The following is a 23,766-nucleotide window of genomic DNA, read 5'->3' as shown; positions in this document are numbered from 1 at the left end:
TCTGATTCAAACATGAAAAGGATCCATAAATCGATTCTGGCCCTGATTATTGGGTTTCACCTGATGGCCTGTGAAAAAATCGTCGAGGGACTGAATACCGACCCTAACAATGCTACGGATGCTCCGGCCAAATACGTTTTCACCGGCACGCAAATCGCCAATATGGCCGCTCAGGAGGGACTGGCCAGTCGGTTGGCCATTGTCTGGACCGGCTACGGAAAAGGTACCTTTCAACAACTGGGTACCTGGTACCTGTACCAGATTACGGCCAATAATTTTGACGACGACTGGAACATTTTCTTTACCGGCGTAAACAAAAACGCGCTCATTACCATTGAAAAAGCCGAAGCCATCGGTAACCGTAAAATGGCAGGGATTACCAAAATCATCCAGGTAAATGCCCTGGGTACCGCCACCGAATTGTGGGGCGAGATCCCTTTTGAAGAGGCTGGTAAGACCGCCGAATTTCCCAACCCGAGGTTTGAGACCCAGGCCGAACTCATCCCCAAACTGGTCGCCCGTCTCGACGAAGCCATTGCCGATCTTGAATCGGGTGTGGGTACGGTAGGTAGCGAAGATGTGCATTTTGGTGGCGATGCTACCAAGTGGAAGCAGGTAGCCTACACGCTCAAGGCCCGGCTGCTGGTGGACATCAAGCAATACGACGACGCCTATACGGCCGCGACTTCGGGCGTGAGTACCTTTGCCAATTCACTTTATTCGCCCCATGGTACCATTGCTAGCACCAACGAAAACGCCAATTATAGCTTCCTGACCAACGTGCGGGCGGGTAGTATTACCGGCGAAGATTCGTACAATACCTTCATTCTGAATCCGGCCAATGCCTTGTACCGGGGTAATGCCAAGACCAATGAAACCGCGCGGTTTAAGTTTTATTACCTGGAAAAAGGGGTGAACGCGCCGGGCGTGATCGAGCCGAATACCACCACGACCACCACCAGCCGGGCTTTCTTCGCCCGGGATGCCAGTTTTCCACTCGTAACCTACCAGGAAAATCTGCTTACGCTGGCCGAAACGGCACTTCGGGCCGGGAAAGGATTTGATGTAGCCTTAGGCCATCTTAATACCTATCGTAGTTTTCTTAACTCAGGGGGGTACCTGCACGCCACTTTCAAGGTAGCGGGTACCTACCAGTACCTACCCTACGTAACGGCGGATTTTGAAGCGGGTGGGATGGAAAACAAAGATGGTATTTCGGCAATGGATGCCTTGCTGCGCGAAATTCTGGAAGAACGGTACGTTACCTTCTACGGCCAGCACATGGGCTGGAACGACGAGCGCCGGACACGCACCGAAGCTGTGGGCATAAAACTGACGCCCAACAATGGCACCCAACTACCGTGGCGTTTCATTTATTCGCAAAACGAGCTGAACTCCAATACCAACAGCCCCAGCCCCGCTCCCGGTCTGTTCGATTCGATCCCGATTTATAAGTAGGTGTTTTCTCGATGCTGGCTGATGAACTACCTGGGGTTAGTCGTCGGCCAGCATTTTCATTATATTTAAGAAAATAAAGTCCCTGATTCATGAAATCCAGATTTGGAATATTATTTATAACAGCCGCCATAGGTCTGCTGGCTTTTCCCGTTATGGGCCAAAAGCTGAGCAAAACCGAACTGGCCATTGCCAAAAACGTCGAAAAAAACTACCCCGAATCCATCCGTTTTCTGGCAGAAACGGTCAACATCAACAGCGGCTCGCAGAATCCGGCGGGCGTCAGGAAAGCGGGAGCACTTTATAAGAAATTACTGGAAGACCTAGGCTTCACGACCACCTGGGTCGATATGCCCGAATCCATGAACCGGGGTGGGCACCTGATCGCCGAGATTAAAGGTACCAAAGGAAAACGACTGCTGCTGATCGGGCATATCGACACTGTTTTCGAATCCGACAGCCCTTTCCAGAAATGGGAACAAAAGGACTCTATTGCCGTAGGGCCGGGTAGTTCCGACATGAAAGGCGGCAATATGGTGCTGATCTACGCCCTGAAAGCCCTACGCGAAGCAGGACAGCTTGATGACCGGCAGATTGTGGTGATCCTGCACGGCGACGAAGAAAGTCCCGGCTCTCCCCTCGAAACCAGCCGGAAAGACATTGTCGACCTGGCCAAACGCAGCGATATCGCGCTGGGGTTTGAAAACGGCACCGGGTTTAACTACGCCACCGTGGCCAGGCGCGGAAGCAGCGGCTGGTCACTTTCAGTCAGCGGCAAACAGTCGCATTCGTCGGGTATTTTTAGCAAGAATTCCGGCGCGGGCGCCATTTACGAAACTGCCCGGATTCTGAATGAATTTTACGCGGAATTGCAGGAGCCCAACCTTACCTTCAGCCCGGGGCTTATTCTGGGGGGTACCACGGCGCAGCTGGAAGCCTCGGGTATACAGGGCATGGCGTCGGGCAAGAGCAATCTGGTGGCGAACACGACACTTGTGAAAGGCGACCTGCGCTTTCTGACCAATGAACAGAAAGAACGCGCGCGTGAAAAAATGCGCGCGATTGTAGCCCGGAACCTACCGCTGACGCAGGCCGAAATCACCTTCACCGATGGGTACCCTGCCATGCCTCCCACCGAAGGCAATATGGCTGTCCTGAATATACTGAACCAGGTGAGCCTCGACCTGGGACAGGGCGAAGTAAGGCCCTTCGACCCCGGGCGGCGGGGCGCCGGTGATATTTCGTTTGTGGCCGAGTACGTGGACGGGCTGGACGGCCTTGGCGTGCAGGGGTCGGGCGCTCACGCCCCGGGCGAGTACGTCCACCTGACCTCCATTCAGCCCATCGTAAAGCGCACCGCCGTGTTAATGTACCGACTCACGCGTGATTCATCGAAAACTACCGCCGAATGAAAACCGTCCTTTCCCTTCTCATCCTGATTATTTTCTCGTTCTCCGGTCTGGCTCAGTCTTTTTCTCCTCAGGAAATCACGGCGCTCAGAAAACAGGCGCAGCAGGTTACCATCATCAAAGACAAATGGGGCGTTCCGCACGTGTATGCCAAAACCGATGCCGGAGCGGTGTTTGGCATGATGTACGTGCAGTGCGAAGAGTTTTTTGAAAAAGTAGAAGGTACCCTTATCAGCCGGCTGGGCCGGCAGGCCGAAGTGGAGGGCGAAGAGGCATTGTACAAAGACCTGTGGGCCCGGATGTACATTGATTCTACGAAAGCAAAAGCTTTGTACGGTCAAACGCCCCGCTGGCTCAAAAAACTGTGCGTCGCCTACGCCGACGGGATCAACTTTTACATGCTTTCTCATTCCGAGAAAAAGCCCAAACTCATTCAGCGGGTCGAGCCCTGGATGGTACTGATGAATAACATTCCTTCCATCGGTGGCAGTAATATCGACGAGGACGAATTCATCAAATTTTATGCAGGCTACGCCGACAAATCCCTCTCCTATCTACCCCCTCAAAAAGAAAAGGGAGACACCTGGGAGCCCGCCGGATCCAATGGCTGGGCCATAGGCCCCTCGCGTACCGCCAGTAAAAATGCCATGCTGCTGATCAACCCCCACTCCGAATTCTACGGTCGGATCGAGATTCAGGTTGTGAGCAAAAAAGGATTGAATGCCTACGGCGCGCCTTTTCTGGGGCAGTTCAATATTTTCCAGGGATTCAATGAATACTGTGGCTGGATGCATCCCGTGTCGCTTTCCGATGCCAAAGATTTGTACACGGAGCATATTCAGAAAAAAGAGGGGGGTACCTTTACGAATACGACGGAGCATGGCGTCCGGTGGATAGTACCAGGATTACCCTGCGCTACAAAAAAGGGAATGAACTACTCACCAAAACCTTCACGACCTACCGCACCCACCACGGCCCCGTGGTATCGGCTTACGACAACCAGTGGATTACGCTGAAAACCATCGATGCCAACATCGATCTGCTGGCCATGCATTGGAAAAAAATGAAGGCCACCAACCTGAAGGAATTCAAGGCGGCCCTAAATACCCGGGTCATGGTCGGCAGCAACATCATTTATGCCGATCGCGCTGGTAATATCGCCTACTGGCACGGCAACTTCGTCCCCAAAAAAGATCCGGCTCAGGATTGGAAACACGCGGTAGAAGGAAGTACCCCCACTACGGAATGGCAAGGTACCTACGCCCTGGACGACCTCCCCCAGTACATCAATCCCGGAAACGGCTGGGTCCAGAACTGCAACTCTACCATTCTGTACGGTACCGGCGCTTACGACTCTACCATGCGCGCCACCAAACCCCTCTACATGCTGCCCGACGGGCAAACGCCCCGCGCCTCCAGTGCGATTAGGGTACTGGAAAAACTTGAAAATGCTACGGTGGACGATGTCATTTCTGCGGCGCACGATCATTACCTTTCCGGCGCGGCCCGCCACATTCCGAACCTGCTCGCCGCCTACCAGAAGCTACCGTCGCCCCCCACACAACTCGCTTCACCCATTCAGACCCTTAGTAGCTGGAATTACGAAAGTGACACCGCTTCGGTAGCTACCACACTGGCGGTGTTGTGGATCGAAAAACTGATTCCCCTGAATCTGGCCCGGTTGCAGAAACCGTATGTCAACGAGGATCGGTACTCCATTACCAACGGCGCTACTATCGCCACCGACTTTATCCCCGCCGAAAAGCAGGTCGAATTGCTGGCTCAGGTAATCGCCGAGTTGGAAAAGGAGCACGGTACCTGGCAGGTACCCTGGGGTACCCTCAACCGTTTTCAGCGTAATGCCGACGGAGTCGCATTCAGCGACAGTAAACCCAGTTGGGCCGTACCCGCTACGCCAGGTTTCATGGGCTCGCTCAACGCCTACGTGAGCCGGAAGGTACCCGATGCCAAAAGACGCTACGGCATTACAGGGAATACGTTCGTGGCGGTAGTGGAATTTGGGAAAGAGCTGAAAGGCAAGTCTATTCTGACGGGCGGGTCGAGTACCGATCCTGCCTCCCCGCATTTTACCGATCAGGTACCCGGCTACATCAACGGCAAGTACAAAGACATTATTTTCTATAAAAAAGATGTACTCAACGGAGCCGAAAAAACCTATCATCCGGGCGAGTAGCTACCTGCCAGGCACCAACGGTTTGGCATTTCATTTGTTTAAAAGACATACGCATGAATAGAAGAAAGTTTGTTCAATTATCAGGGCTTGGCCTGGGGTCGGCGCTGCTGGTACCGGGTTTTGCGGCCGGAAAAATAATCCATCCGGAAGAGTTTATGAGTCCGGGACTGCCTCCGGCAACCAAGAAAATGTTGGCCGATGTGGCGCTCAACACTGCCACCAGCAAAGGCGCTACCTATGCCGATGTGCGAATTGGCCGCTACCTGCGGCAGTACTTTTTTACCCGGGAAAACAAAGTAGAAAATATTGTCAACTCCGAGTCGTACGGCGTAGGCATCCGGGTCATTGCCAATGGTACCTGGGGCTTTGCGGCCACGAACAATGTAACGGCGGAAGGCATTGCCAAATGCGCCCAAACGGCCGTAGAAATTGCCAAGGCCAACTCCGAAATTCAGACCGCGCCCGTTGTTCTGGCGCCTCAGAAGGGGGTAGGTGAAGTAAACTGGAAGACGCCCATCAAAAAGAATGCCTTCGCGATCCCGGTCAAGGATAAGGTCGATTTGCTGATGACGGTCAATGACAGCGCGCTCAAAAACGGGGCCGCCTTCGTGACCTCCAATCTGTTCTTTGTCAACGAGCAAAAGTACTTCGCCTCCACCGACGGCTCGTATATCGACCAGGATATCCACCGGATGTGGCCTACCTTTACTGTGACGGCCGTTAACAAGCAGGCAGGTCGGTTCAAATCCCGCGATGCACTTAGCGCGCCCATCGGTATGGGTTATGAATATCTGGATGGTCTTGATTCGGAGAAAAAGTCGGTAGTGGGTGGACCAACGGTATACCGCTATTCCTATGACATGGTGGAGGATGCCATCCTGGCGGCTAAGCAAGCGCAGGAAAAGCTGGTAGCCAAGTCGGTACCCGCCGGAAAATATGACATGCTGCTGGACCCTTCCAATCTGGGTCTCACGATTCACGAGTCAGTCGGGCACCCACTGGAACTCGACCGGGTATTGGGTTACGAAGCCAACCTGGCCGGTACCAGCTTTGCCACCATGGATAAATGGCGCTCGAAAAACTTCCAGTACGGCAGCGACATTGTAAATTTCCTGGCCGATAAAACGCAGCCCAACACAATGGGACGGGTGGGATTCGACGACGAAGGGGTACCGGCTAAAGAATGGAATCTGGTCAAAGACGGCATTCTGGTCAACTACCAGGCCACCCGCGATCAGGTGCACATGCTGGGTGAGAATGCTTCCCACGGATGTAGCTTTGCCGATAGCTGGGATTCTGTCCAGTTCCAGAGGATGCCCAACGTATCCTTACAGCCCGGAGCCGGAAAGTACGCCATCACTGACATGATCAAGGATGTAGAAAAAGGTATTTACATTTTGGGGAGAGGTTCCTCGTCCATCGATCAACAACGCTACAACTTTCAGTTCAGCGGCCAACTTTTCTACGAGATCAAAAATGGTGAAATAGCAGGTATGCTCGACGACGTGGCATACCAATCGAACACCCAGGAATTCTGGAATTCGTGCGCGGCCATTTGTGATGAGGACGACTACAGGCTGTTTGGTACCTTCTTCGATGGCAAAGGGCAACCCGGCCAGGCCAGTGCGGTATCGCACGGTTGTCCAACCAGTCGGTTCAATGGAGTCAATGTGATCAATACGGGACGGAAGATTTAGTTGACGGTTGATGGTTGACAGTCGACAATGATTGTTTGTTCATAAAACATAATCAGCGGCTTACACGCGTCAGCCTCTCATCACTTATCATTAAAAAACATGCTTACCAAAGAAGAAGCGAAAAAGATCATTGATAAGGTACTGGCTTATTCCAAAGCCGACGAAATGAGTGTGCAGTTTACGGGTACCCGGACCGGCAACATCCGGTTTGCACGAAACACGGTTTCCACGACCGGCGAAACTGAAAACCTGTCCCTATCGATCACGGCAGTACTGGGTAAAAAAGTCGGTACCTCCACCATCAATGAATTTGACGACGAATCGCTGGAAAAGGCCGTACGACGGGCCGAAGAAATCGCCCACCTGGCCCCTGAAAACCCCGAATACGTGTCTATGCTAGGCCCGCAGACCTATCAGCAAACCACTGGTTTTGTGGAATCCACTGCCGAAATGGGCCCACGCAAACGCGCTTTATTAGCCGTGGACAGCATCAAGCCCATCAGTGAAAATAAACTGTCCGGAGCAGGATTTCTGGAAGATAGCGCCCGTTTCGAAGCCCTGGGCAATAGCAAGGGGCTTTTTGGGTACAACAGGGAAACTTCGGTCAATTTTTCGGTGACCGTCCGAACTGAAGACGGCACCGGCTCGGGCTACGGGTCAGCCGACTTCAATGACGTATCCATACTTGACACCCGAACCGCCACCAACATTGCCATTCAGAAGGCCATCGCTTCCCAGAATGCACGGGCCGTAGAACCCGGCAAGTACACCGTCATTCTGGAACCGCTCGCGGGGGGCGAACTGGTGCAGTTTATGATCCGCAGTATGGAAGCCCGTACGGCCGACGAAGGAAGAAGTTTTTTGAGTAAAAAAGGCGGCGGCGTTCGGCTGGGTGAAAAACTCCTCGACGAGCGCGTCACGATTTATTCCGACCCCATGGATAGTGAAATTCCCGGCTCTCCTTTTTCGGAGGAAGGGGTACCTTATGGGAAAGTGTATTGGTTTGACAAGGGCGTGGTCAAAAACATGGTGTACTCGCGCTATTGGGCTCAGCAAAAGAATGTTTCTCCGCTGGCGCTTCCCGGTGGTTTTACGATGCTGGGCGGGGAAGATTCACTGGCAGATATGATTGCAGGTACCGAAAAAGGCATCCTCGTTACGCGGTTCTGGTACACCCGCTGGCTCGATCCTCAGACCCAACTGTACACCGGTCTGACCCGCGATGGTACCTTTTATATCGAAGACGGTAAAATCAAATACCCCGTCAAAAATTTCCGTTTCAACGAAAGTCCGGTGATCATGCTGAATAATCTGGAAGCCCTGGGAAAACCCGTGCGGGTGCGGGGTAATATGGTACCCCCAATGAAAATCCGGGACTTTACCTTCTCCAGCCTTTCCGATGCGGTGTAACGAACGGTTTGAAGAGGATCATTTTAATACACTCAAAATATCTTATTCCGGCCCCAACCATTTTTCGTATTTATAAGTACCCAACACATGCGCCGACAAATCTTTACCTTCTTTTTACTGCTGCCATATGCCAGCGCTTTTGCCCAGAACATTCCCACTCCCAAAGAACATTTCGGCTTTGCCATCGGCGACGATTACCATCTGACCAACTTCACCCAAACCGAACGCTATTTCAAGAAACTGGCGGCGGCTTCCGACCGCATGAAACTCACGACCATCGGACAGACGGAAGAAGGCCGGAATCAGTACATGTTTATCGTTTCTTCGCCCGAAAATCTTAAAAACCTGGCGCGATACAAGGAAATCTCCCAAAAACTGGCCCATGCCGAAAACCTAACCGAGGCCGAAGCCAGGGCCCTGGCCAATGAGGGCAAGGCCATCGTATGGATCGACGGCGGACTGCACGCGACCGAGACAGTGGGCATTCACCAGCTGATCGAAACGGCTTGGAATCTGGCTAGCCGAAAAGATCCCGAAACGCTGAACATTCTGGATAATGTAATCATACTGTTGACTCACGCCAATCCGGACGGTCAGGAACTGGTGAGCAACTGGTACATGCGCGACTCGGACCCCAAGAAACGTTCGCTCGAATTTTTGCCCCGTCTTTACCAGAAGTACATCGGGCACGACAACAACCGGGATTTCTACATCATGAATATGAAGGAATCCCAAAACATGGGGCGCCAGCTTTTTGTTGAATGGATTCCGCAGGTCATGTATAATCACCACCAGCGCGGTCCGGCGGGCTCGGTACTGGCGGGTCCGCCCTACCGCGACCCGTTCAACTACGTGTTCGATCCCCTGATGATGACGGGTATCGATGCCCTCGGGGCCGCGATGTACAACCGGTTGAATGCGGAAGACAAGCCGGGATTTACCCGCCACGATGGCTCAACTTTTTCGACCTGGTACAACGGCGGCCTGCGTACCACTACCCATTTTCACAACATGATCGGCCTGCTGACCGAAATCATTGGCAATCCTACCCCCGATACCATTCCGTTGGTCCCTGAGCGTCTGATTCCCAACAATAACACGCCCAACCCGGTGCTACCCCAACCCTGGCATTTCCGGCAATCCATCGACTATTCCCTGTCACTGAACTGGGCGGTGCTTGACTACGCTGCGCGCCATCACGATCAGCTTTTATACAATATCTACCACATGGGGCGCAGCTCCATCGAACGAGGCAGTAAGGACTACTGGACCCCTTACCCCAGCCGGATTGCTGCCATCACCGAGGCCATCAATGCCGATAAGAAAGATATGCGAACTGCGCAGTCTCCGTCACTGAGTTATTACGATGCCGTGCTGAAAGATCCCAAACTCCGCGACCCGAGAGGGTACGTGATTCCAGCGGATCAGACCGATTTTCCCACCGCCGTGACATTTGTCAATGCCCTGATCAAAACGGGTATTCAGGTTCATAAAGCCACCTCTCCTTTTACCCTAGCCGGAAAAAATTATTCGTCGGGCTCCTACATCGTTAAGTCAGCCCAGGCCTTCCGTCCGCACATTCTGGATATGTTCGAGCCGCAGGATTACCCCAACGATTTTCAGTATCAGGGCGGTCCGCCGGTACGTCCCTACGATGCGGCTGGCTGGACATTGGCTTACCAAATGGGCGTGAAGTTCGACCGGCAGCTCGATGATTTTACGGGACCCTTCGAGGTGATTCCGTACGGGGAAATTCAAAGGTCACAGGGTACCATGCCGACCGCCAGAACCAGCAACGGCTACGAGCTAAGCGCCGGAAGCAACAATTCGTTCGTGGCCGTAAATGACCTGCTGGCTGCCGGAATTGGGATCAGTCGCCTCACGGCTCCCGGGCCGAATCAGGGCGATTTTTATGTGCTGGCGAGCGCCAAAGCCACCACCATCCTGGAAAAATCGGCCAGGGAACTTGGCCTTAAGGTGGAGGCTGTGGCTAAAAAACCCGCTGCAACTTCCTTAGCAGCAGTCAAACCCCGCCGTATTGCCCTCTGGGACGGCTACGGCGGTTCAATGCCTTCGGGCTGGGTACGGTGGATTATGGAACAATATCATTTTCCGATCCGGCAATTATTTGCTAAGGAAATCGACGCGGGCGATCTGCGCCAAAAATACGATGTCATTGTGTTTGTGACCCGCGCCATTCCGGGAGTTACGGGCCAGTCGGTTGGGCGGGGATACTCCCGTCGTGAGCCCAAGGAAGAGGAAATCCCGGCCGAATACCATGCGACTATGGGGAGTATCTCCGCCGGAAAATCCATTCCCCAACTGAAAAAATTTCTGGAAGCGGGCGGTACCATCGTCACCATCGGGAGCAGCGCCAATCTGGCTTTTCAGCTGGGACTACCCGTGCGTGACGCGCTGGTAGAGATGACCAGCGCTGGAAAAGAGCGGCCGCTGCCCGGTGAAAAGTACTACATTCCGGGTAGCATCCTGCAGGTAGAAGTCGACACCACCCAACGCGCTGCCTGGGGTATGAATGCCAAAACGGATGTGTACTTTGACGACAGTCCGGTTTTCACGATTTCGCCCGATGCCCTGTCCAAAGGTACCATCAAGCCGCTGGCCTGGTTCCCGACCGACAAGCCGCTGCGTAGCGGCTGGGCCTGGGGGCAGGCCTACCTTCAGGGCGGCGTAACGGCCTTTGAAGCCTCGGTGGGTGCGGGCAAACTGTACGTCTACGGTCCGGAGATTACCTTCCGCGCTCAGTCGCACGGTACCTTCAAGCTCATGTTCAATCAACTGTACTCCACGGCCGATTAACGGCAAAGTACCAGGTACCTTTTTTTCAAACTTTTCTCCGATTCATGAAAAATCTAGTCGTACTCGTTTTTGCCCTGGCGCTGGGTCAGGTCAGCCGGGCTCAGGACAAATCCTCGTCTTCCCTCGAACAACAGGTAGCCGATTTACAACGGCAGGTGGAAGGCATGAAGCATAGCTTTGACAACCTGGACAAGGCCATCGACGACGTATCCTGGCACCAGCGGCTCGCCGATGTAGCCTATGTAGATAAAGTAATCATTACGGGTCCGCCCCCGGCGGTCGTAAAAAATCCGACGGGTCAGGGAGCCAAAAACCCAGTCCGGTTTTCTTCCTATGTCTTTATACCCGCCAAGCTGGACCTTAAAAAGAAGTACCCCTTACTGGTACTTCCACACGGTGGGGTACATAGTAATTTCAACACGGCCTATGCGCACATCATCCACGAACTTGTGGCGCAGGAATATATCGTGGTAGCGCCCGAGTACCGGGGCAGTACGGGCTACGGCGCGGGATTTTACCGGATGATCGACTACGGCGGACTGGAAGTGGAAGACGTGAACGCCAGCCGGGATTACATCCTGAAAAACTACGATTTTGTCGACAAGGACCGGGTCGGAATTCTTGGATGGAGCCACGGCGGCATGATCACCCTGCTCAACCTTTTCGAACATCCTGACGATTACCAGGTAGGTTACGCCGGGGTACCCGTGAGTGATCTGATTGCCCGCATGGGATATAAAAGTCAGGGATACCGCGACATGTACTCCGCTGATTATCATATTGGTAAATCGGCAGACCAAAACGTGAATGAATACCGCCGCCGCTCACCAGCCTGGAACGCGCACAAATTAAAAACACCGCTGTTGATTCATACCAATACCATCGATGAAGATGTAAACGTGCTGGAGGTAGAGCACCTGATCAAATCCTTAAAAGCGGAGGGCAAAAAATTCGAGTACGAGATCTATCAGGAAATACCCGGCGGCCACACCTTCGATCGCATCGATAATTTCGGAGCCAAGGAGATAAGGCTTAAAGTATACGAGTTTCTGGCTCAGTACCTAAAACCCAACAAGCGGTTCAAGAATGTGAATGAATTGATCATGACAGGGTACTTTCCCAAACAGTAGCAGACTTTGGTAAGGTACCCAGGTCTGCGGCCTTAGAATTTACCTCATTCTCTTGCTATTCGCTGCGCAGGCTCTTCACCGGGTTCATCAACGCAGCCCTGACGCTCTGGAAGCTGACTGTCAGCAGGGCAATGCCCACCGCCAGAAGGCCAGCCAGCGCAAAGTACCACCACGCCAGGTCGATCCTGTAGGCAAAGCCCTGCAGCCAGCGACTCATGGCGTACCAGGCCAGGGGAGAGGCAATGATCAGGGCAAGAATAACCAGCCTCAAAAAATCTTTCGACAATAGTACTACCACACTGGTAATCGATGCGCCCAGGACTTTACGCACGCCAATTTCCTTTGTCCGCTGATGGGTTGTTAGTGCTGCCAGTCCGAACAAACCCAAGCAGGCAATCAGTACGGCTAAGCCGGCAAAAATACCCACCAGTCGGCTAAGACGTTGTTCGGACTGGTAGATGGTGTTGAAGCGTTCGTCCAGAAAGGAATACTCAAACGGACTGTCGGTCTGCGCTTTCCATCGCTGCTCAATCGTATGCAGGAGGCCGCTTATATCGCTCGTTTGGATACGTAAAGCCAACTGCCCATTCTCGTGACCATAAAACACGACCAGAGGAGCTATGTGCTGCCGCATCGATTCGAAATGAAAATTCTTTACAACGCCCACGACCGTGTAGGTACGTTTGCTGCCCTCAGTGCCATCGCCGATTATGGAAATCTGTTCCCCGATGGGATTTGTGAAGCCATAGGCTAGGACCGCCGCTTCGTTAATCAGGACTTTCGACTCTTCGGCAGGAGATGTCCCCGCAAAATTTCGTCCCTGTACCAGTCGAATGCCTAGCGTAGGTAAATAATCTTCATCGACATAATACCCTTTGTTTCGGTACGTCTTGACCTGTGAACCGTTTCGAACCTGAATCCCATCGACACTTTGGTTGGATGCTCCAGCCGGCAGGAAACCCGCCATTGCTACCCGGTTGATCGAGGCCATTTTGGATAGTTCTTCCTTAAAGGCATTCAGTTTTGGCCCCATTACGTACGTATCGTGCAGGATAAGCAATTGTTCTTTGTCAAAACCAAGCTTTTTATGCTGAATGAAATGGAGCTGCTGGTTGGCCACGATGGTGGCAACAATCATGGTAATCGACACTACAAACTGAACCGTAACCAACGTGCTTCGTAACCAGCCACTTCGTGGGCCGGCTGACAAACCGCCTTTCAAAACCGCTATTGGACGGAACGACGACAGCACAAAAGCGGGATAGCTGCCCGCCAATAGGCCAATCGCCAGACAGGCCAGCACGATGCCCGGCAGCATCCTGCCACTGATGACTGCACGGTACGTGAAGTGTTTGCCGGCCAGTTCATTGAAGCTCGGCAGTAGAAATATGACGAGTACCAGGGCCAGGCCCAGCGCCAGAAACGTTACCAGAATCGACTCGGCCAGGAATTGATTGATTAACTGCTTCCGAATGGAACCGAGCACTTTACGAATGCCCACTTCTTTCGAACGCCCGACCGATCCGGCAGTGCTTAAATTCATGAAATTAATGCAGGCCAGCAGGAGAATAAACAGGGCAATAGCCGAAAAAATATAAAGATATCTACTTTCACTGTTGGCCTCCAGCTCATCGTCCAGATTGGAATGCAGGTGAATGTCGGTCAGAGGTTGGAACATAAAGCCAAACCGATTGCCTTTTTGCAAAAAATCATCCAGGGTAATTCCGAAGAACTCCTTAATTTCCGAGGCCATGTATTTATTTAGAAACCCCTGACTGACTGCCTCTACCTGACCGATAGGGTAGCCATCCCGAAGCCGCAGATACGTATACGCTCCACTAGCCATCCATTTACTGCCTGTCTTAACCGAAGGAAGGGAGGCAAACATATCGTACTGAAAATGTGTATTGGAAGGCACGTCGGCGCAGACGCCGGTTATTCGAAAAACTCCCAGATGACCCATCGTGAGCGTTTTGCCGATCGGATTGGCCTGGCCAAAATATTTCCGGGCGCTTGTTTCGGTAAGCACCAGCGTGTTCGGCTCGACCAGGGCTTTCGTCCGGTGGCCTTTCAGCATCGGAATTGTGAAAACCGAGAAGAAATTGGAATCGACAAAAGCCACGTGTTTTTCTTTGATGACATCGCGGCCGTTCTTAACCAAAAAATCGCCCTCCTTACGGAGTCGGGTTACCATTTCTATGCCCGGACAGTCGCGCAGCAGCGCTTGCCCGGCCGGTCCGGGAGCATAGGCCAGTTGCATGTCTTTTTCATCCACATGGCCATACAAGGTCATTCGGTAAATGCGGTCGGCGTGGGCATGATAGCGATCATAACTCAATTCGTGGTGCACGAAGAGAATAATCAGCAGGCAGGTGGCCAACCCCACAGCTAAACCAACCATGTTGATCGCTGTGAAAGCCTTATGATGCCACAGATTTCGAAAAGCGACAGTCAGATAATTGCGTAGCATATCCGTAGTGTTTGGGGTTGAGTAAATGGATTTGGGTCGGCGGATGAAGCGGGGTTTGACAAATCCCAGTACCTCGCGCCAGTAGCGCCAGCGGGCCCGTTTTTCCCCAACCCGTCCGACTTGGTAGTCGAACTCCTCGTGCAGGTCGCCCAGCAGGGATTCCAGCAGTTGCGGCGCTACCAGCCATTGCAGCAGGCGGTCAGCCAGGCGGGGTGGAACAGGCTTCATGGTTTATTCCGAACGAAGTGATTTGACAGGGTTCATCAGAGCGGCTTTAATGCTCTGAAAGCTCACAGTGAATAGCGTAAGGGCTACTGCTCCCGCACCCGAAACCGCAAAAATCCACCAGGATAATTCTGTGCGATAGGTGTACTTCTGCAGCCACCCCTCCATGAAATACCAGGCCAGCGGCACGGCGATTAGTAGGGCGATGAGCACCAGAAACACAAAATCTTTCGACAGCAGCCGCCACAAACTGGCCACGCTCGCACCAAGTACCTTGCGGATGCCGATTTCTTTGGTGCGTTGCTCGGCCACGTAGGAGGCCAGGCCGAACAGCCCCAGGCAACTGATCAGAATGGCAAGCAGGGTGAACATCCCTGCCAGCTTCCCAATGCGCTCCTCGGCGGCAAATTTGGCAGCGTATTCTTCATCCACAAACTTGTACTCGAAAGGTAATTGAGGGAAGTTTTTCTTGAAAACGCTTTCGACAGTAGCGATGCTTCTGCTGGCACTTTGATTGGGAGTGAGTCGGAGATGGTAAAAGCGGACAGGCCCCCTGTTAAAATCATACACTGAGGGCTTAACAGGTTCGTAGGGAGAGTCCATCACTATGTCGTCCACGATACCAATCACTTTCATCCCCCTGCCGCCCTCTTCCCGTAGTGTTGTACCGACCGGGTCTGAAAGCCCCATGTATTCCACAGCAGTTTTGTTCAGCAGTATTGCGTTGGAGTCGGATGGGAAGTCAGGCGAAAAGTCCCGGCCTGCGATAATTTTCATGCCAAGCGATTTAACATAGTCGGGCGAAACCCAGATCCAGGAGAAACTAGCCTGAAAATCGTCCGGCATGCCTGCCCACTTGAAGCCGCCGCGACCATAGTATACCTCCGTCGTCGGGTTGCTGGTCGCGGACATATCTACGACAGCCCCAGAATTAATGAGTTCGTTGCGGATGAAGGCATATTTTCCACCGAATGCGCCCTCAGTCAACGGGATTTGCACCAGTCCGGCACGGTCATAGCCGATGGGACGGTTTTTGGTAAACTGAACTTGCCTGAAAACCGTCACCGTGCCTATAATCAAAGCCACCGACACCGTGAATTGCAGCACGACCAGCACTTTGCGTGGTAAAGCAGCGTAGCGACCTACTCTAAAAGTACCCTTCAAGACTTTTACGGGCTGGAAAGAGGATAGGTACAAAGCCGGGTAGCTGCCGGACAGCATCGCCGTGACAACAATGAAGAACAAGGAAATACCCCAGAAATAAAGATTTTCCCAGGGAAAAGTAATTTGTTTGTCCGCCAAAGTATTGAAAGCAGGAATAGAAAGAAGTACCAGCAGCACAGCGATCCAAAACGCTAGTCCGACCACCAGAAACGATTCACTCAGAAACTGGCTCACCAACTGCGAACGTACTGACCCCACCGCCTTGCGGATGCCGACTTCCCGCGCACGTTTCTCGGAACGGGCAGTGCTGAGATTCATAAAATTGATGCAAGCCAGCAACAGGACAAACGCCCCGATGAATCCGAACAGCCAGACGTTTTCAAATCCCCCACCCGACTGCACACCGTTCTCGAATGTGGATCTCAGATGCCAGTCGTTCATCGGCAGTAGGAGGAACTGCGGATTTTGGTCAGCGAGTTCGGGATTAGCCTTTAATTTTATATCTTTTATCTTGGCACTTACTTCCGACATTGTCGCATTATCGGCAAGCTGCACAAATAGCCGGAACGAATTATTACCCCATTGGTCAGCAGCGTTCCTTATCCATTCGGTATTGGCCACTAGATGCTCCCAGGGAATGATAAAGGTAGTTTCGTTGAAAGAATCGCTGGCTGGAATATCGGCAAAAATGCCCGTCACTTTCAAGTTATGCTCGTTGTCGAACCTCACGATCTTCCCAATCGGGTCTTCATCGCCAAAAAGCCCCTTCGCCGTGGAAGCTGCCAGCATGATCGAGTTAATCTCCTGTAAGCCGTCCTTTTGACCCGCCAGGATTTCCAGACTCAGCATCTCGGGAGCGGCAGGTTGCATATAGTTGCCTTCTTTCACTAATTGTGTATTGCCATACGCTACGACTCCGCGTAGCGTCCAGCTACTCATCACGATATGGTCGAAATAGTCGGAATACTCATTGCGCAACGACATTTCCAGCGGTCTCGGTACGGTGATGCGCGTTGTTATTTCGCCATTGCTAGTGCGGCTCTGCCATACTTGCGCGATACGGTCGTGGTTTTCATGGTAATGGTCGTACGTCAATTCATCCCACACCCAAAGGCCGATGAGCATCGCGACGGCCATACCTACGGCCAATCCACCAATGTTGATAGCCGAGTAGGCTTTGTTCTTAACCAGGCCCCTCAGGGCGATTTTCAAATAATTGCGTAGCATGTCTGTAGGGTTTGGGGTTGAATGAATGGATTTAGGTCCGCGGATGAAGCGGGGTTTGACAAAACCCAGTACCTCGCGCCAATAGCGCCAGCGGGCCCGTTTTTCCCCAACCCGTCCGACTTGGTAGTCGAATTCCTCGTGCAGGTCGCCCAGCAGGGATTCCAGCAGGTGTGGGCCCACCAGCCATTCCAGCAGGCGGTCGGCCAGGCGCGGGGGTTTGGGGGTGTTCATAGGTTTAAGGCTGGATGGAAGGGTACCTGCATACGGCTCCAAAGGCTTTCGCGGACGGCCTGAATATCCCGAAGGGTACGCTGCCCGTAGGCCGTGATATTGAACAGCCGCTTGCGTCGGCCACCGCGCTCGGGCGTTGGTTCGCCCATGTGCGATTTCACCATGCCTTTGTCTTCCAACCTTTGCAGGGCCGCATGCACCTGATTCAACCGGACCGAGCGGCCCGTTTCCTCGATAATCTCGTGGGTAATCGCAACACCGTAAGCATCGTTTTGCAAGGCCAGCACCGCCGCTGTCAATAGTACTATTTCTTCAAATTCGCCCAGATATGTCCGTTCCATTCGCAAACCATTAGTTCTACTTTTGCTGATCAAATGTAATGCCAGCAAATGGAAAATGTGTTTCAAGCATCCTGAGCCCTTTTTAGTCTGAACGAACATGCCGAAACTGTCCGATAGCGGACAGTGGATGTACGCTTTAGAACGGCACTAATGAAGATAATGGAGTAGGTGGGAATCGGAATATTTGTCCCGAATAGCACACTGGACGGATGACAGGTCCTTCCTAGGTACTAATACCCAGGAGGTCTATTCGCTCTGTTCGCGTTTTTGCCGGATGAAGTACTCGTTATTGTCGTAGGCAGAAGCGGCCGCCCATTTGACATTCACCGCGGGTAAAAACTTTTTGAGCCGAGCTTTCACCGGGGCGTATTGGGGTTGGTCGGCTACATTCTGCCATTCGTTCGGATCGCTTTTCTCCAGGTACAGTTCCTCGGTCCCGTCTTCGTAGCGGATGTAGCGATAATCTTTGGTTTTTATCGCATGATTATTCCGGCCCCAGGTTGTAACGGTAGGATACGGCCAATTGGTCCGGGGCTGTTTCAACAACGGTTGCAGGCTGCGGGCCTCGAGATTTGGGGCGGGAGCCAGTCCGCACAGGTCCGTGAGGGTGGGATAAATGGAAAAGAGCTCAATGGGCGCAGCAATGCGGGTGTTTTGTGGCAAGCCAGGACCGGCGAAAATTAACGGGGCCGTGGTGGCCCGGTCCCACAGGCACACTTTGGCGAAGGTACCTTTCTCACCCAGCCGGTACCCATGATCCGACCAAAGCACGACGATAGTATTCCGGGCGTGTGGACTCTTTTCCAGCGCATCCAGTACCTCACCGATGTAATGATCCACGAACGAAACACTGGCCAGGTACCCCTGAAGAATATTCTTCCACTGCTGGTTTTCGATGGCCCAGTCGGTAGTGGGCATCATGGGCAGGTCGTCGATGGCCAGGGCTATGGCGGGCAGGTCCTCCCGGTCCGATTTCAGGTAGGGTGGCAAATGCAGTTTATCCGGATCATACAGATCGAACCACTTCTGAGGTACGTACCAAGGTACGTGCGGCCTCAGAAAACCTACCGAGAGAAAGAACGGCTTATCGTAGGTCCGGCCAAGCCGCTCGATGGCCCACTGCGCCGACTTATAGTCGGGCATCTGCTCATCCTGCAGCGGAAAAGCGCCCCAATCCGTAGAGGTACCCTTTTTGTTCCAGTGGAAGTGCCGGGCTGGCGAAGGACCGAAGCCCGGTACGCGCCCGCCGCTTTCGTCCAGCTGACCTTGGGGAGCATGCTCATGGAAAAGCTTGCCGACGCCCATAGTATAGTAGCCCTGCGACTTAAAGTACTGGTACATCATATCCGTACGCCGGGTAGCCGCGTTGGTTTCCTTGACCAGGTCATCGTCGATAAAACCATAAATTCCCGTTGTGGAAGGACGCAGGCCGGTCATGATGGCTGCCCTCGACGGACTACACATAGGCGATTGGCACTGGGCGTTGGAAAATAACACGCCCCGACGAATCAACTTATCCAGATTGGGCGTGATGGCGTCGGGATGGCCCATAGCGCCGATAAAATCGTTCATGTCGTCCACAGCAATCATGAGTATATTGGGTGGCCCGGACTTTTGGTCCTCGGCTTCCTGTGGACTACCGGCCGCCAGAACCAGCAGTGCTGACAGTAAAAAAAGAATCGGTTTCATAGGCACTTCACGTATTGCGTCAAATTGGTCTACAGATCAGGAAAATTTCAGGTACCCATCCACCGGTTAAGTAAAAATCACCTAGGTTCTTCCTGTTCAGCGCGGGTCAGGGCCTGGCTACGCTGAATGTAAATTCGTGCTTACCGCCCAGGGCGCGAGATTTTGCTACCAACGCCAGACGGTAAATCGCCTTTTCCCAGTTTCGGGTCTCGCCACTCTCTCGCCTCAACTCGTCTTCTTATAATTCAAAACCGCCCAGCCGTTGAATAGTAGCGCAAAGCCCGTTATGACCAGGAAATGAAGTTTGATGTCCGAAAACCGGCTTCCTTTCAGCACTAACATCCGCATCACATCGATGAAGTAGGTGACCGGATTGCCATACGCAATCACCTTGGCCCAGCCGGGCATACTGTCGATTGGGGTGAATAGCCCGCTCATCAACAGGAAAATCATCATAAAGAAAAAAACCACGGACATGGCTTGTTGCTGCGTGTCGGCATAGGTTGAAATCAGCAAGCCAAAACCTAGCATGGCTACCAGATACAGGGCCAGAAAACTATATAATAACGCCACGCTGCCTAACGGCACGATGCCATAAACCAGGCGTCCGACGATGAATAATCCAACGGAAAACACAAACATGCCGATCACCCAGAAAGGAATCAGCTTACCCAGGATGAAGTGGTACTTGCGAATGGGCGTGACGTTGATCTGCTCGATGGTACCCACCTCTTTTTCCTTCACGATATTGAGCGAACACATATAGGCACAGACCATCGTGACCAGGATGGCCAAAATGCCGGGTACCATAAAAAAACTATAATCCAGGAAGGGATTGAACCAGTTGGATGAAGCTACCTGGATCGTGGGCATGGGCGCAAAACGCTGTGGCGGAATCCAGTCCAGCCGGATGTCGGCGTTGAAATCTGCGATAATCCGACCCAGGTACGCCCCGCCCAGATTGGCCTTAGTACCATTGATGGCGTTGACGGCGATGAACAGTTTCTGCTTATTCTCCCGCACCAGATTTTTCTCAAATTCGGCCGGAATTTCCAGAATCAGGTCGGCTTTGTCTTTTTCAATTTGTCCATACGCCTGTTTATACGAATGCCCGTAACCCGCCAGCCGGAAATAGCCCGAAGCGGTGATTTTGGAGGTCAGTTTTTGGGAGTAGGGCGAGCGATCGTGGTCCACGATGGCGATGTTGATGTTTTTCACCTCGTAGTCTGCCGCCAGGGGCATCACCAATAATTGGATAATGGGCATGGCGAAGATGACCGGCAACAGCGATTTGTTACGAAAAATCTGCCGGAATTCTTTCTGAAGTAAGAATTTGAGTGTACGCATGGTACTTAGGATAATCTGATTTTGAAGCGCTTGAAACTTATTACCAGCAGGAACGTAGTCATACCCGCCAGAATGAGGGTTTCTTTCCAGATGGCCCCGAAACCAAGGCCCTTGATCATGATGGATTTTACGATGATGTAGTACCATTTGGAAGGTACCGCGTTGGCGATGACCTGCAACGGCAGGGGCATGTTTTCCAGCGGAAACATGAAGCCCGTAAATAGCATGGTGGGAATCAGCATGCCCATGAGTGAAATGAGCATGGCGGATTGTTGCGAATCGGTGCTGTTGGAAATCAGCAGGCCCAACGAAAGCGACGTCAGGATCAGCAAACTGCTTTCAGCAAAGAGCAATAATACGCTCCCGTTGAAAGGCATATCGAGCAGAAAAACACTAAGTAGCAAAATGACCGTAAGATTCACCAGCGACAGCGCAAAATAGGGTACCGCTTTGGAAATAATGACCAGAAAAGGATTGAAGGGCGACACCAGCAATACTTCCATGGTACCCAGTTCTTTCTCGCGGACAATGGACACGGAGGTCATCAGCACGCACACCAGCATGAGTACCAGTGCCATCACGCCCGGTACAAAGTTCGTAGCACCTTTCAGCTCGGGATTGTACAGCATCCGGGTTTCAGGGACGATCTGGTAGGGCAGCGGATTAGTCGGAGCAAGCTCTTTCTGGTAGTCCAGCACAATGTTGTTGACGTAATTGGTGAGCGTGGTGGCCGTGTTGGGGTCCGATGCGTCGGCAATGACCTGGATTTGGGCTTTGTTGAAACGCTGCAAATCATCGTTGAAGCCATCCGGAAATACCACCACCAACTTTATGGTACCTTGCCGAAAAGCATCCTCGATTTGGCGGTGGCTGAGCAGGGATTGCTCGATTTCGAAACTACTGCTCGCTTCCAGGGCCTGAATAATGCGCTGCGAGGCAGCATCTTTGGCGTAGTCGCACACCACGATTTTCGAGTTCTTGATCTCATTGGTCAAGGCAAAACCGAAGAGTACAATCTGAACGATTGGCAGTCCAAACAGCATCAGCAGGGTCTTCCGATCCCGGAAAACATGATAGAATTCTTTTCTTACGAAGGCTAAAAACTTTTTCATTTTTCTTACGCTATTAGCTAAAAACAGCTATTCCCCCCTCACGGCACCACGCGCCAGTTCATAAAAGACCTCATCCATGGATTCGGCGGAAAATTGCTTTTTCAGATTTGTCGGGGTGTCGAGTGCTTTCATCACGCCATCTACCATCATCGAAATACGGTTGCAATACTCGGCCTCGTCCATGTAGTGCGTGGTAACAAACACGGTGATTCCCCGGCCAGCGGCATCGTAGATCAGATCCCAGAATTGCCTTCTCGTGACGGGATCGACGCCGCCCGTCGGCTCATCCAAAAAAACAATTTTCGGCTCGTGCAGTATAGCCACCGAGAATGCAAGCTTTTGCTTCCACCCCAGCGGCAGCGAACCCACGAGTTTTTTAGCTTCCTGATCCAACCCCAATTGCCGGATCAGCACTTCGCTTTTCTCGTCGATCTGGGCGTCGGATAATCCGTAAATACCGCCGAAAAAAGTAATATTTTCCCGCACGGTCAGGTCTTCATAAAGCGAAAATTTCTGGCTCATGTAGCCAATGTTTTTCTTAATCTGTTCGGTCTGTTTGTACACATCAAAACCGGCAATGCTAGCCTCCCCCGACGACGGTGTCAGCAATCCGCACAGCATGCGCATGGCGGTGGTTTTTCCGGCTCCGTTAGCACCCAGAAATCCGAATATTTCGCCCGCATACACCTCGAACGTGATGGCATCCGTCGCTACGAAATCACCGAAGCGTTTGGTCAGTTTGTCGGTTTTGATGACGATGTCGTTCATTTGTTTAGTGGACAATTGACGGTGGACAGTTATTTTTTTATTTGGGTACCCAATTAGTTACCTTCCATCAGATCAATGAAGCAATCTTCGATGGTCGGGGTGGTAGGCTGTATTTCCAGATTTTGGTGGCCTTTTGTTTCAAGGTACCCCAGCAACTTTTCACTTTCTCCGTCGCTATCGTCTTTGAAGGCAATATGGTGGTACTCACCAAAGGCATTGCAGCTTTTGATGGCTTCGTACTGCCGCAAATCGTGCAGCAGTTTGCTCATGTTTTCGGCCTTGATGGCATATAGTTTTTCGGGATACCGCTTCGTGATATTTGCGGGCGTATCGATGGACATAATCCGCCCCTTCTGGATCAGGGCGATGCGCTCGCAGAGGGTAGCTTCGTCCATGTAGGGGGTCGACACCAGGATGGTGATGCCCTGCTGTTTCAGACGTTTCAGCATTTCCCAAAACTCCTTCCGCGACACGGTATCTACCCCCGTGGTAGGTTCATCCAGAAACAGTACGGTAGGTCGGTGGATCAGCGCGCAACAGAGCGCGAGTTTCTGCTTCATACCGCCCGAAAGCTTGCCCGCCCGCCGGGTTTTGAAAGGCTCGATCTGCACGTAAATTTCCTTGATAAGATCGTAGTTTTCGGCGATCGTAGTACCGAAAATAGTTGCAAAGAAATTCAGGTTTTCCTCCACGGATAAATCCTGATACAGCGAGAACTTACCCGGCATGTACCCCACCTGACTCCGGATAGCTTTGTAGTCTTTTACTACATCCAAACCATTTACGGTGGCGCTTCCGCCATCGGGTAACAAGAGCGTTGTCAAAACACGAAAAATGCTCGTTTTGCCCGCTCCATCCGGCCCGATCAGCCCAAAGAGCTCACCCTTTTCTACCGAAAAAGACACGCGATCCACCGCGAGGGTACCTCCGTCGTTGTAGGTTTTCGATATGTCGGTAAGCGCAACCATTTTTTTAATTGATACCGGGTCGCCGGTGCGATGGATTATTGAAAAGATTTTAAGTTGTGTAGTCGGAGGTGCGCTTTGCTTTTTACATATTTATCAAGATGTTAGTGAATTT

At 52.3% G+C, this 23,766-nt stretch carries 16 protein-coding genes; 8 read left to right on the top strand and 8 right to left on the bottom strand.

The genetic code is table 11. The annotated features are described in order from the left end of the window. Positions 1-12: 12 nt before the first annotated feature. The 8 genes from GBK04_RS18045 to GBK04_RS18015 all read left to right on the top strand — a co-directional run bounded on the left by GBK04_RS18045 (position 13) and on the right by GBK04_RS18015 (position 12,112). A complete protein-coding gene (locus GBK04_RS18045; RefSeq protein WP_152762037.1) occupies positions 13-1,458 on the top strand; it encodes a SusD/RagB family nutrient-binding outer membrane lipoprotein in 1,446 nt (481 codons plus the stop codon). Positions 1,459-1,547: 89 nt separating this feature from the next. After that, on the top strand, positions 1,548-2,867 hold the full coding sequence (locus GBK04_RS18040) for a M20/M25/M40 family metallo-hydrolase (RefSeq protein WP_152762035.1): 1,320 nt from the start codon (positions 1,548-1,550) through the stop codon (positions 2,865-2,867). Continuing rightward, the gene (locus tag GBK04_RS30745; RefSeq protein ID WP_373331087.1) at positions 2,864-3,880 is read left to right on the top strand and encodes a penicillin acylase family protein; all 1,017 of its coding nucleotides are present in this window, start codon (positions 2,864-2,866) and stop codon (positions 3,878-3,880) included. The genes GBK04_RS18040 and GBK04_RS30745 overlap by 4 nt, the downstream gene beginning before the upstream one ends. Next, a complete protein-coding gene (locus tag GBK04_RS30740) occupies positions 3,769-5,058 on the top strand; it encodes a penicillin acylase family protein (RefSeq protein ID WP_373331466.1) in 1,290 nt (429 codons plus the stop codon). Before GBK04_RS30745 ends, GBK04_RS30740 begins: the two co-directional genes overlap by 112 nt. 53 nt (positions 5,059-5,111) lie before the next feature. Next, positions 5,112-6,755, top strand: coding sequence for a TldD/PmbA family protein (locus GBK04_RS18030; RefSeq protein ID WP_152762033.1), 1,644 nt, complete (start codon positions 5,112-5,114; stop codon positions 6,753-6,755). Positions 6,756-6,854: 99 nt separating this feature from the next. Next, the gene (locus tag GBK04_RS18025; RefSeq protein ID WP_152762031.1) at positions 6,855-8,165 is read left to right on the top strand and encodes a TldD/PmbA family protein; all 1,311 of its coding nucleotides are present in this window, start codon (positions 6,855-6,857) and stop codon (positions 8,163-8,165) included. Positions 8,166-8,252: 87 nt separating this feature from the next. Continuing rightward, positions 8,253-10,982, top strand: coding sequence for a M14 family metallopeptidase (locus GBK04_RS18020; RefSeq protein WP_152762029.1), 2,730 nt, complete (start codon positions 8,253-8,255; stop codon positions 10,980-10,982). Positions 10,983-11,026: 44 nt separating this feature from the next. Further along, positions 11,027-12,112, top strand: coding sequence for an alpha/beta hydrolase family protein (locus GBK04_RS18015; protein ID WP_152762027.1), 1,086 nt, complete (start codon positions 11,027-11,029; stop codon positions 12,110-12,112). A 55-nt stretch (positions 12,113-12,167) separates the two neighbouring features. Here the strand turns inward: GBK04_RS18015 and GBK04_RS18010 are convergent, their stop codons facing one another. The 8 genes from GBK04_RS18010 to GBK04_RS17975 form a co-directional block, all read right to left on the bottom strand. Continuing rightward, positions 12,168-14,810: an ABC transporter permease gene (locus GBK04_RS18010; protein WP_152762025.1), complete on the bottom strand. Its 2,643-nt coding sequence runs from the start codon at positions 14,808-14,810 to the stop codon at positions 12,168-12,170. A 3-nt stretch (positions 14,811-14,813) separates the two neighbouring features. Next, entirely contained in the window at positions 14,814-17,429 is a 2,616-nt protein-coding gene (locus GBK04_RS18005) for an ABC transporter permease (protein ID WP_373331086.1), read from the bottom strand. Next, positions 17,426-17,770, bottom strand: a complete 345-nt coding sequence (locus GBK04_RS18000; protein WP_152762023.1) for a PadR family transcriptional regulator — start codon at positions 17,768-17,770, stop codon at positions 17,426-17,428. The genes GBK04_RS18005 and GBK04_RS18000 overlap by 4 nt, the downstream gene beginning before the upstream one ends. 246 nt (positions 17,771-18,016) lie before the next feature. Beyond that, positions 18,017-19,459, bottom strand: coding sequence for a sulfatase (locus GBK04_RS17995; RefSeq protein ID WP_152762021.1), 1,443 nt, complete (start codon positions 19,457-19,459; stop codon positions 18,017-18,019). A gap of 225 nt (positions 19,460-19,684) precedes the next feature. After that, positions 19,685-20,806 (bottom strand): ABC transporter permease, encoded by a 1,122-nt coding sequence (locus GBK04_RS17990; RefSeq protein ID WP_152762019.1) that lies wholly within the window; start codon positions 20,804-20,806, stop codon positions 19,685-19,687. A gap of 5 nt (positions 20,807-20,811) precedes the next feature. Then, complete coding sequence (locus GBK04_RS17985; RefSeq protein WP_152762017.1) at positions 20,812-21,918, bottom strand: ABC transporter permease; 1,107 nt, start codon at positions 21,916-21,918, stop codon at positions 20,812-20,814. A gap of 27 nt (positions 21,919-21,945) precedes the next feature. Continuing rightward, positions 21,946-22,686, bottom strand: a complete 741-nt coding sequence (locus tag GBK04_RS17980) for an ABC transporter ATP-binding protein (protein ID WP_152762015.1) — start codon at positions 22,684-22,686, stop codon at positions 21,946-21,948. Positions 22,687-22,739: 53 nt separating this feature from the next. Beyond that, entirely contained in the window at positions 22,740-23,654 is a 915-nt protein-coding gene (locus GBK04_RS17975; RefSeq protein ID WP_152762013.1) for an ABC transporter ATP-binding protein, read from the bottom strand. Between the last annotated feature and the right edge of the window lie 112 nt (positions 23,655-23,766).

This window comes from Salmonirosea aquatica (assembly GCF_009296315.1).
Classification (GTDB): domain Bacteria; phylum Bacteroidota; class Bacteroidia; order Cytophagales; family Spirosomataceae; genus Salmonirosea; species Salmonirosea aquatica.
This window is presented reverse-complemented; position numbering and strand designations above follow the sequence as displayed.

Excerpts from the sequence above, each read along its gene's own strand:
- GBK04_RS18010 (WP_152762025.1), bottom strand. The coding sequence starts at position 14,810 with ATGAAGCCTGTTCCACCCCGCCTGGCTGACCGCCTGCTGCAATGGCTG.
- GBK04_RS17985 (WP_152762017.1), bottom strand. The coding sequence starts at position 21,918 with ATGAAAAAGTTTTTAGCCTTCGTAAGAAAAGAATTCTATCATGTTTTC.
- GBK04_RS17995 (WP_152762021.1), bottom strand. The coding sequence starts at position 19,459 with ATGAAACCGATTCTTTTTTTACTGTCAGCACTGCTGGTTCTGGCGGCC.
- GBK04_RS17980 (WP_152762015.1), bottom strand. The coding sequence starts at position 22,686 with ATGAACGACATCGTCATCAAAACCGACAAACTGACCAAACGCTTCGGT.
- GBK04_RS17990 (WP_152762019.1), bottom strand. The coding sequence starts at position 20,806 with ATGCGTACACTCAAATTCTTACTTCAGAAAGAATTCCGGCAGATTTTT.
- GBK04_RS18015 (WP_152762027.1), top strand. The coding sequence starts at position 11,027 with ATGAAAAATCTAGTCGTACTCGTTTTTGCCCTGGCGCTGGGTCAGGTC.
- GBK04_RS18005 (WP_373331086.1), bottom strand. The coding sequence starts at position 17,429 with ATGAACACCCCCAAACCCCCGCGCCTGGCCGACCGCCTGCTGGAATGG.
- GBK04_RS18020 (WP_152762029.1), top strand. The coding sequence starts at position 8,253 with ATGCGCCGACAAATCTTTACCTTCTTTTTACTGCTGCCATATGCCAGC.
- GBK04_RS18000 (WP_152762023.1), bottom strand. The coding sequence starts at position 17,770 with ATGGAACGGACATATCTGGGCGAATTTGAAGAAATAGTACTATTGACA.
- GBK04_RS18045 (WP_152762037.1), top strand. The coding sequence starts at position 13 with ATGAAAAGGATCCATAAATCGATTCTGGCCCTGATTATTGGGTTTCAC.
- GBK04_RS17975 (WP_152762013.1), bottom strand. The coding sequence starts at position 23,654 with ATGGTTGCGCTTACCGACATATCGAAAACCTACAACGACGGAGGTACC.
- GBK04_RS18025 (WP_152762031.1), top strand. The coding sequence starts at position 6,855 with ATGCTTACCAAAGAAGAAGCGAAAAAGATCATTGATAAGGTACTGGCT.
- GBK04_RS18030 (WP_152762033.1), top strand. The coding sequence starts at position 5,112 with ATGAATAGAAGAAAGTTTGTTCAATTATCAGGGCTTGGCCTGGGGTCG.
- GBK04_RS30745 (WP_373331087.1), top strand. The coding sequence starts at position 2,864 with ATGAAAACCGTCCTTTCCCTTCTCATCCTGATTATTTTCTCGTTCTCC.
- GBK04_RS18040 (WP_152762035.1), top strand. The coding sequence starts at position 1,548 with ATGAAATCCAGATTTGGAATATTATTTATAACAGCCGCCATAGGTCTG.